The sequence below is a fragment of the Allobosea sp. CRIB-10 genome, from assembly GCF_900112185.1.
Lineage (GTDB): Bacteria > Pseudomonadota > Alphaproteobacteria > Rhizobiales > Beijerinckiaceae > Allobosea.
The window spans coordinates 1-8,100 of record NZ_FOKP01000054.1 but is presented as its reverse complement, the minus strand read 5'-3'; the positions used below and the strand labels follow the sequence as shown (position 1 = coordinate 8,100).

The 8,100-nt window shown below is 69.5% G+C and carries 13 protein-coding genes; all 13 read left to right on the top strand.

The window, feature by feature from the left end; genetic code table 11:
* A partial coding sequence (locus BMZ69_RS30605; protein WP_210188134.1) for a capsid cement protein occupies window positions 1–429 on the top strand: 429 nt, incomplete at its 5' end.
* A 34-nt stretch (window positions 430–463) separates the two neighbouring features.
* Window positions 464–1,399 carry a major capsid protein gene (locus BMZ69_RS30600; RefSeq protein WP_092163793.1) on the top strand — a complete coding sequence of 312 codons (936 nt, stop codon included), beginning with the start codon at window positions 464–466 and terminating at the stop codon, window positions 1,397–1,399.
* Window positions 1,400–1,479: 80 nt separating this feature from the next.
* Complete coding sequence (locus BMZ69_RS30595) at window positions 1,480–1,818, top strand: hypothetical protein (RefSeq protein WP_092163792.1); 339 nt, start codon at window positions 1,480–1,482, stop codon at window positions 1,816–1,818.
* Between the two features lie 250 nt (window positions 1,819–2,068).
* Window positions 2,069–2,512 carry a DUF1320 domain-containing protein gene (locus tag BMZ69_RS30590; RefSeq protein WP_139219319.1) on the top strand — a complete coding sequence of 148 codons (444 nt, stop codon included), beginning with the start codon at window positions 2,069–2,071 and terminating at the stop codon, window positions 2,510–2,512.
* Window positions 2,509–2,991, top strand: coding sequence for a phage virion morphogenesis protein (locus BMZ69_RS30585; protein ID WP_175507059.1), 483 nt, complete (start codon window positions 2,509–2,511; stop codon window positions 2,989–2,991). The genes BMZ69_RS30590 and BMZ69_RS30585 overlap by 4 nt, the downstream gene beginning before the upstream one ends.
* The gene (locus tag BMZ69_RS30580) at window positions 2,988–3,581 is read left to right on the top strand and encodes a hypothetical protein (protein ID WP_092163789.1); all 594 of its coding nucleotides are present in this window, start codon (window positions 2,988–2,990) and stop codon (window positions 3,579–3,581) included. Before BMZ69_RS30585 ends, BMZ69_RS30580 begins: the two co-directional genes overlap by 4 nt.
* Complete coding sequence (locus BMZ69_RS31845) at window positions 3,578–4,057, top strand: hypothetical protein (protein WP_092163788.1); 480 nt, start codon at window positions 3,578–3,580, stop codon at window positions 4,055–4,057. The genes BMZ69_RS30580 and BMZ69_RS31845 overlap by 4 nt, the downstream gene beginning before the upstream one ends.
* Window positions 4,057–4,326, top strand: coding sequence for a PAAR domain-containing protein (locus BMZ69_RS31840; RefSeq protein ID WP_092163787.1), 270 nt, complete (start codon window positions 4,057–4,059; stop codon window positions 4,324–4,326). Before BMZ69_RS31845 ends, BMZ69_RS31840 begins: the two co-directional genes overlap by 1 nt.
* 14 nt (window positions 4,327–4,340) lie before the next feature.
* Window positions 4,341–4,574, top strand: a complete 234-nt coding sequence (locus BMZ69_RS30565) for a hypothetical protein (protein WP_139219318.1) — start codon at window positions 4,341–4,343, stop codon at window positions 4,572–4,574.
* 20 nt (window positions 4,575–4,594) lie between these two features.
* Window positions 4,595–4,969: a GPW/gp25 family protein gene (locus BMZ69_RS30560; RefSeq protein WP_244543627.1), complete on the top strand. Its 375-nt coding sequence runs from the start codon at window positions 4,595–4,597 to the stop codon at window positions 4,967–4,969.
* Window positions 4,966–5,889 (top strand): baseplate J/gp47 family protein, encoded by a 924-nt coding sequence (locus tag BMZ69_RS30555; protein WP_092163784.1) that lies wholly within the window; start codon window positions 4,966–4,968, stop codon window positions 5,887–5,889. Before BMZ69_RS30560 ends, BMZ69_RS30555 begins: the two co-directional genes overlap by 4 nt.
* A complete protein-coding gene (locus tag BMZ69_RS30550; protein ID WP_092163783.1) occupies window positions 5,882–7,093 on the top strand; it encodes a phage tail protein I in 1,212 nt (403 codons plus the stop codon). The genes BMZ69_RS30555 and BMZ69_RS30550 overlap by 8 nt, the downstream gene beginning before the upstream one ends.
* 9 nt (window positions 7,094–7,102) lie before the next feature.
* On the top strand, window positions 7,103–8,100 hold a 998-nt coding region (locus BMZ69_RS30545; protein ID WP_139219317.1), incomplete at its 3' end, for a hypothetical protein.

The window sequence follows — 8,100 nt, the reverse complement described above, 5'->3', positions numbered from 1 at the left end:
GGTCGCGCATATCCAGGGAGGCGCGGCGTGAACCGCAACGAATTCGGCCCGGTCAAGAATTTCACCGCCGCCGGCGCGATCAAGCCCCGCCGCGTCGTCGCCTTCGCCGCGACCGAGGGGCAGGTCGAGACCGCCGCCTCGCCGACCGCCAAGACGCTGATCGGCGTCACCGGCGTCATCGGCGCCGTCGCCGCCGGCGAGCGCGTCGACGTCTATTTCGGCGACGTCCAGACCGTCGAGGCCGGCGCCGCCTTCGCGCAGGGCGCCAGGCTGACCGTCGACGCCGAGGGCCGCGTCATCGCTGCCGCTCCGGCCGCGACCGTCACCCAGCAGATCATCGGTACCGCCTTCGGCGTGTCCACGGCGTTGGGCGAGCTCGTGCCGGTCCACATCCAGCCCGGCGCGCTCTCCAACGCCGCCAACTCCTGATCCGCCGATCGCGGCGCACTGACCAGAGGCCCCCATGGCGAAGCTCGACAACCAGCAGTTCCAGACCGACGCGTCGCTGACCGCGATCGCGATCGCCTACCGCAATCCCGACGTCGTCATGATCGCCGACGAGGTCCTGCCGCGCGTGCCGGTCGGCGGGCGCAGCTTCAAATGGACCGAGTATCCCGAGGCCGAGATGTTCTCGGTGCCGGACACCCGCGTCGGCAACCGCTCGGCGCCCAACCAGGTCGAGCTCCAGGGCGAGCAGAAGGATTCCGGCGTCGTCGACTTCGGCATCGACATCCCGCTCGACAACCCCACGATCGCCGAGGCCGAGCGCGCCGGCTACAACCCGCGCAACCGCGCGACCGAGCTCGCCACCAATATCGTGCTGCTCGATCGCGAGATCCGCGTCGCCGCGACCGTGACCGACGCGTCGGCCTATCACGCCGACCAGAAGCTGGGCGCCACCGCAGCCGCCTTCTTCGATGCCGCCGCCGATCCGTTCGAGAGCATCGACGCGATGCTCGACGCCTGCTGGATGAAGCCGAACCAGCTCGTCTTCGGCCACGCGGCCTGGCGCGCCTTCCGGAAGCACCCGAAGGCGGTCCAGGCCGTGAAGGGCACGACCACGGCGAGCGGACGGCTGACCCGGCAGGAGGTCGCCGAGGCCTTCGAGGTCGGCCGCATCCTGGTCGGGTCCGGCCGCGTCAACGTCGCCCGTCCCGGGCTCGCTCCGACGATGCAGCGGACATGGGGCAACACCATCAGCGGTCAGTTCATTGACCGGAGCGCCACGACCGAGACCGGCGGCCTGACCTTCGGCTTGACCGCGGTTCACGGCACCCGCGTCGCCGGCACCAAGACGGTCGATATGGGCCTGCATGGCGGCCAGATCGTCCGCTCCGGCGAGAGCGTGCGCGAGCTGATCGTCGCCCGCCGCGCCGGCTTCCTGATCAGCCTGAGCTGATCGCGTCCCGGCTGCCGGGCTGTCTTGACGTTCTGCCCCGTCCGCACCGGCCGGGGCAGCGGTGAGGACAGGAGACCGCCATGAAGCTCTACCGCGCGAAATGGAACGTGCTGGACGATACCGGCAAGACCGTCGCCCCCGGCGGCGAGGCCAGGCTCGACGCGTCAGCCGCTGCGCTGATCGCGGCTCGTGCGATCGAGCCCGACCCGATCGGCGATGTTCCCGCGCCTTCCGAGGAAGAGCGCCTGGCGGCGGTTCTGGCGATCGTGCCGGGTCTGGCCGTGGGCGATTTCACCAATGGCGGCCAGCTGCGCGCGGATGCGCGGCGCCGCATCGCCGCCGAGCTCGGCTTCGAGCCGAGCGACGACGAGATCCGCGCCGCGGCCGATGCCTACGCGAAGGCCGGCCCCAAGACCTGACGAGATCCCGAGGGCGGTCTGGTACGGCTCGCGAGGCCCCCAGCACCTGATCGGAACGGCACGACCGTAGGGGCATAGCCCGCCGCCCGTCTCAATGCCGGAGCGAAAGCAACCAGGGCAAATCCGATCCCGGCGGGAGTTCCGGCGTTCGGGCGGGGTTGCGAGTAGGCGAGCTGCCCGCGCAGGCGGCTGACAGGGGAAAGGCCCCGGCCCGGTGCAATGCCGGGCGCCTCCGCAGAACGGGACGATCATGACCTACGCGACGCGCGCAGACATCGAGGCGATCTACGGCGCGAACCATCTCGCCACGCTGGTCGCCCATGACGTCGATCTCGACGTCGCGGTCGGCCGCGCCCTCGACGCGGCGGCGCGCCAGATGGAGCCCTATCTGCGCAAGCGCTATCGCCTGCCGCTGCCGGCCGGCGCCTCGGCCATGCTGATGCAATGCGCGATCGATATCGCCTGCTGGCAGCTCGCGCCCGCCGGCGACCGGATCTCCGAGCAGATCGAGAAGCGGGCGAAGCTGCGCCTGGAGTTCCTGCGCGAGTTGGCGGCCGGCAAGGTCGACCTCGTCGAGCTCGACAGCTATCTGCTGCAGCCGGCGGCCGAGGGCACGGTCTCGGAGGGCTCGACCTCCGGCGCCGCCTTCTCTGCCGACCAGCGCCGCTGGCCCGCCGGCGGAGACATGCTGTGAGCACGCTGCAGGTCTCCATCGATGTCTCCGGGCTCGGCTCGATCGAGGCCCTGCTCGGCCGGCTCAACCCTTTCCAGGGCGAGCAGCTCCTCGAAGCGCTCGCCCGGCTCATCCGGGAATCGGTGCGCGAGCGCCTGATCGCCGGCGGCCCGTCCCCGGACGGGGCGGCCTGGGCTCCGAACAGCGAGGGCCGCACGCCGATCCTGCATCGCAGCGGCGCGCTCGCCCGCTCGATCGACTATGCGGTCGCGGGCAGCCAGGCCGTCATCGGCTCCGGCCTGATCTATGCCGCGATCCACCAGTTCGGCGGGACGATCGTGCCGAAATCGGCATCGCGGCTCGCCTTCAGCATCGGCAATCGGCAGATTTTCGCGAAGAAGGTCACGATGCCGGCGCGGCCCTATATCGGCCTCTCCGCCGACGACAGGGCCGAGCTCGTCCAGGCCGCCGTGCTGTATCTGCGGAGGCTGTTCGGATGAGCCGCACCGCTCAACTCCTCACCGCCGTCGCCGGCGTGCTCTCGGCCGCGAAGCGCCCGAACGATGCCCGGCTGTTCAGCGATGTCCGCGCCGAGCTCGATCGCTACGACTTTGCCGATCTGCTCAAGGATTCGGAGCGGTCGCCCTATGCCCGCGTCTGCCTGCTGCGCGCCAAGCCGGTGCTGCTGGCGGATGGTGGCTGCGATCTCGATCTCTCCGTCGCGGTCGTCGTCGTCGCCGGCCGCGAGGGCCGCAGCAACCCGGCCGTCGCCTCGGCCGACATCGCCGCGCTCGGCCTGATCGACGGCGCCACGGCCGCGCTGATGGCCGATCCCTATGTCGGCCTGACCAAGCTCTCCGCCGCGACCTTCGGCGACCAGCTCGTCGTGGCCTCCGAGCAGACCACCAAACAGGGCCTGTGCATCGCCCTGATGGAGGTCGCCTGGACGCTGCGCCAGTACCAGGTGCCGCGGCCTCTCGTGCGGCGCGTGCTGGACGATCAATGGAATCTGCAGGCCGTCGCGCTTGGCGATGGCCCGGCCGAGCCGCCGCCGATCGGCTGGACGCCGCCGGAAGGGAGCGAGCCATGAGCGGCGAACGCGATCTGCGCAAAAGGCTGGCGGCGCTGGAGCGCCGCGTCTCCTCGATGATCATGGTCGGCACGGCCGAGAACAATCAGGGCGCGAAGACGAAGGTCCGCTTCGACGATGCCGGGGCGGATGGCGGCAAGCCCTTTTCCTCGCCCTTCCTCAATCAGGCCTCGCATGCCGGCAAGGGCGGCGCCGGCGTCTCCGATTTCACCAAGATCGGCAAGGGCCAGCCCGTGCTGGTCTTCTCTCCCGGAGGCGAGCTCGGCAAGCATTCGCGGATCCTGCCGGGCGGCCCGGTCGACGATCACCCGTCGCCCGGCGCCGCCGAGAGCGACGGCAAGGTCATCGCCATCGGCGACGCCACGGTCGCGATCAAGGACGGCGAGATCAAGCTCTCGGTCGGTGGCGCGTCGGTGACGGTCGGTGGCGGCAAGATCACGCTCAAGGCCGGCGCGATCGCCCTGGAGCAGGGCTGATGGGCGGCATCGCCGTAGAGATCGAGGACTCGGCCGGCGGCACGCAGCTCGCCGGCGGCCAGGGCTTCGTCCGCGTCGACGGCAAGCTCGTCGTGGTTCTCGGCGATCCGGTCGAGCCGCACCCGCTCGGCCCGCCGCACGATACCGCGCCCGTCATGGCGCAGGGCTGCGACTGGCTGACCATCAACGGAATTCCGGTGTGCCGCGAAGGGCACGCCGCGAATTGCGGCCATCCGACGACCGGCCGCGCCTGGGTTCAAGTGACGTGATGAAGGACGATCCGATGACCGAGAAGAAGGCCTACCGCACCACCGAGCTCGCCGGTTACTTCGTCGCCGGCCAGCGCGTCCCGTCCGTCCAGGACGGCGACGGCAATCGCGCGCCCAAGGTCGGCCATATCCTGTACCTGACCGACGCCGAGGCTAAATATGAGCAGGGGATCGAGAAGGCCGACGAGCCGATCGTCGCCGCGCCGCTCTCGCCCGGCAAGGGCGCTTCAAAGACCGTTGAAGCCTGATGCGCCACGGCTTCGACGCCATGACGGGGAAGCCGTTGAGCGGCTGGGCGCATTGCGTCCAGTCGATCTCGGTCATCCTGACGACCCGGATCGGGTCGCGCGTCATGCGTCGGGCCTTCGGCTCGCTCGTGCCGGAGCTGCAGGACCGCAACGCGACGCCGCTCCTGATCATGCAGGTCTATGCCGCCGTCGCCGCGGCGCTGCGCGCCTATGAGCCCGGCTTTCGGCTGCGCACGATCCAGCTGTCGCGGTTCGGGGCGGACGGCATCTTCGCCTTCGAGATCAGCGGCATCTTCTATCCGCGTGGGCACCTCGGCGACTATTCGATCAGCGAGGCGCGCAGCGCCGTGTTGGCTGCCAACGATAACGGCTTCCGCATGATGGAGGTCGCATGAGCAGGATCGCCGAGGCCCTCGACCCGACCAGGCTGCCCGCGTTCCGGCTGGTCGAAATCGACTTTGAGGCCGAGCAGATCGCGCTGCTCGCCGGTGTCAAGGCGCGCTTCGAAGCCAATGGCGTGCCCTTCAACGTCGAGGCGCTGGAAACCGACCCGGTGATCTCGCTGACGCAGGAGTTCAGCTTTCGCAAGATGCTGACGCTCCAGCAGATCGAAGACGCCGGCAAGCGCCTGGTCATCGTGACGTCGCATGGGGCCGCGCTCGATCATCTCGCCGCCACCCATTACGCCGATCTCGGTTTGGCCCGGCTGGCCCTGGTCGAGGATCCGCGCCCGTTCGCCAGCCATCCCGATGATTGGGAGACCGACGACCGGTTCAAGCGGCGCATCTTGCTCGCGCCGGATGCTCGCACGCCGGGCACCCTCGGCGGCTATGAGTTCTGGGCTCTGACAGCCGCTCCTCACCTGGTCGATGCGCGCGCCCTCAACCATGCCTCCGGCCTGGTGTCCCCCGGCCAGATCCTGGTCGCCTTGCTCGGCGGCGAGAACGAGGCCGAGCAGGTCGATCTCGCTCGCACCTTCCTGCTGCGCCGCGATGTCAAGCTCGGCAGCGACACTGTCAGTGTCCGCGCGGCGACGCGGATCTCGACGCGTGTCATCGCCGATCTGTCTATCCCTCCGGGGCCATCGCCGAATCTCGTGAAGGCCGAGGTGATCAAGCGTCACGATGCCTATGCCGCAGATCGCCGGCGGATCGGCAGGACGGTGCTGCTCTCGAAGCTCAACGCCGTGCTGGTGACCGACAGCGTTGCGGCGGTGACGGTGTCCGCTCCTTCGGCCGCGATCGACCCGGGTCCGGACGGCGTCGTCGAATTCGAAGCGCCGATCCTCACAGTCACGGTGCCCGGCCATGGCTGAGTCGTCGCAGCTCCCGGACAATGCCCGGCGCTTCTGGCGCTCGATCAGCGAAGCCGTTGCCGAGTGGTGGGATCCGCCGGTCGCGCTGCTCGACACGCTCGACGACGCCTGGCGCATCCCGGCCCGGCTCCTGCCGTATCTGGCCGCCGGCCGGTCCGTCGATGTCTGGAAGGACGGCTGGACCGAGAGCAAGAAGCGCTGGGTCATCGATCGCTGGATCTCCCTGTCGCGCCGGCGCGGCGTCGAGACGACCTTCGCCGCGATGCTGGAGATCATGGACGCGCGCCTGGTCGAATTCCTGGCGCCGCCGCAGGGCCTGTTCCCGCGCCAGCCCTGGACCGACGCCGAGCGCCGCGCCTGGCGCGAGCAATTCCCGGAGCTGCGGGTCTATCCGCGCCGGAACCGCCACACGACACCGCGCGCCCTGCTCGTCGTCGGCGAGCCCTGGTTCGGCGGCCGCTCGATCCTGCGCAGCAGCATCGCCCCGGCTTATGGCGGCCAGCGCGCCACTATCGTCATCGATGGCGTCGAGAGGCCGGTTCCGATCCGTGTCGATGTCGGCGCCGGCGAATTCGTTCGCGGGCTCTTTCAGGTGATGCTGCCGACGACGGCGCTGCGTCTTACGCTGCCCGCCATCCTCGGCAAAGCCTGCGTCCCGCGCGCTTCGACGGCCGCGAGTCGCAGCTATCGCTATGGCGACGCTGCGTCGCGCGCCGACCTGCTGCTGCCCGGCCAGCCGATCTCGATCGAGCCCGAGCGCATCGCCGCGGCTCACACGCTGCCCGGCGGCTTCGCGCCGGGCTCGACGTTACCGATGATCCTGCGGGCCTCGCGGGCGGGCGAGCACGTCTACTCCAGCATCAGGATCTACGATCCGGCCAAGGGCGCGGTTTTCCGGCCGACGAAGCCGGGCGGCTGGATACTCGGCCGCAGCAAGCTGCGCCAGGCCGCTTTCACGCTGCGGCTCACGGTCGATGCCAGCCGCAAGCATCGGGGCGGCTTCGTCATTGGGCGGTCGTTGCCGATGGCGGCGCGGGGCTTCGACGACAGCAAGCTTCAGGATGTCTTCGCCGCGGCCCGCGCCGCCAAGCTCGGCCGCGATCGCGTTCTGGTCCGCACCTCTCTGCACCGCCCCGTCACCGCCGGCGACGGTATCCCGCTCGACGGCAGCCACCGCCTCGGCGACCTCATCACCGACCTCTAGGAGCGTCTCGTGAAACTCAGCCCCATCTTCCGCGATTCCTATGAGGTCACCGACGACGACCTCGACGGCATGGTCGTCAACATCAAGAAGTCCGACGACGACATCGCCTATGACGCCATCCAGCGCGGCCGCCGCTTCACTGGCTTCGCGGTCACGGGCAGCTCGGCGACGCAGGTCAACGTCGGCGCCGGCCGGCTCTGGTTCGACGGCAAGCGCTACTATTCCGACGATCCCGGCGGCGTGACGCTCGACCTCAACAGCCTCAAGCCCGGCCTGCAGAAGCGCATCGTCGCGATCGTCGCCTGGCCGGAAGAGATCGAGACCAATCTGGAGACGCGCGACTACGAGATCGACGCCGAGACCGGCGTGAAGGAGCCGCGCCAGGTCAATACCGAGACGTTCCGGCATGCGCGGCTGGAGGCCGTCGCCGGCATCGAGGCCGTCTCGCCCGTCAATCCGGTGATCGAGAGCACGGCCGTCATCCTCGCCTATGTGCGCATGGGGGCCTCGGGCATTGAGGCGATCACGCGCAACGACGCGGCGCTGCTCGACAATCTCGGCGACGTCGCCGTCCGGGTTTCATCGCTCGAGGACTGGCGCGAAGAGGTCTCGCCGAAGATCGACACGCTCGGCACCGAGCTCGCCCGCATCCAGTCGCAGCTCGGAGGCCTCTCGAACCAGAACCTGGTCTATGCGCTCGCCCAGGATGTCGCCGAGTTGAAGGAGAAGAACGACCTTCCTGCGGCGTTCGTGGCCTATCGCAGCGACTCGTTCCTCGACGCGAGCCGGTCCGACACGACCGTCGCGGGCTACGCGGCCAAGACCGAGGAGGGGTTGCGCTTTCCGACGGCCGCGCTCGATGAGCACCAGCTCGCGCTGTTCAACCCCTACAATCCGGACGTGAAGGTCTCGGGCACCGGGATCTTGCTGCCGGCCTATGACGAGATCGGCTCGCGCATCGTGAAGGGCGGCGTCGGCGAGATGAGCCTGGCGCAGTATGCCTACGA

Coding starts and splice junctions, on each gene's coding strand:
- BMZ69_RS30580 (WP_092163789.1), top strand. CDS start 2,988: ATGAGCCGCACCGCTCAACTCCTCACCGCCGTCGCCGGCGTGCTCTCG.
- BMZ69_RS31840 (WP_092163787.1), top strand. CDS start 4,057: ATGGGCGGCATCGCCGTAGAGATCGAGGACTCGGCCGGCGGCACGCAG.
- BMZ69_RS30560 (WP_244543627.1), top strand. CDS start 4,595: ATGACGGGGAAGCCGTTGAGCGGCTGGGCGCATTGCGTCCAGTCGATC.
- BMZ69_RS31845 (WP_092163788.1), top strand. CDS start 3,578: ATGAGCGGCGAACGCGATCTGCGCAAAAGGCTGGCGGCGCTGGAGCGC.
- BMZ69_RS30590 (WP_139219319.1), top strand. CDS start 2,069: ATGACCTACGCGACGCGCGCAGACATCGAGGCGATCTACGGCGCGAAC.
- BMZ69_RS30600 (WP_092163793.1), top strand. CDS start 464: ATGGCGAAGCTCGACAACCAGCAGTTCCAGACCGACGCGTCGCTGACC.
- BMZ69_RS30555 (WP_092163784.1), top strand. CDS start 4,966: ATGAGCAGGATCGCCGAGGCCCTCGACCCGACCAGGCTGCCCGCGTTC.
- BMZ69_RS30595 (WP_092163792.1), top strand. CDS start 1,480: ATGAAGCTCTACCGCGCGAAATGGAACGTGCTGGACGATACCGGCAAG.
- BMZ69_RS30550 (WP_092163783.1), top strand. CDS start 5,882: ATGGCTGAGTCGTCGCAGCTCCCGGACAATGCCCGGCGCTTCTGGCGC.
- BMZ69_RS30565 (WP_139219318.1), top strand. CDS start 4,341: ATGACCGAGAAGAAGGCCTACCGCACCACCGAGCTCGCCGGTTACTTC.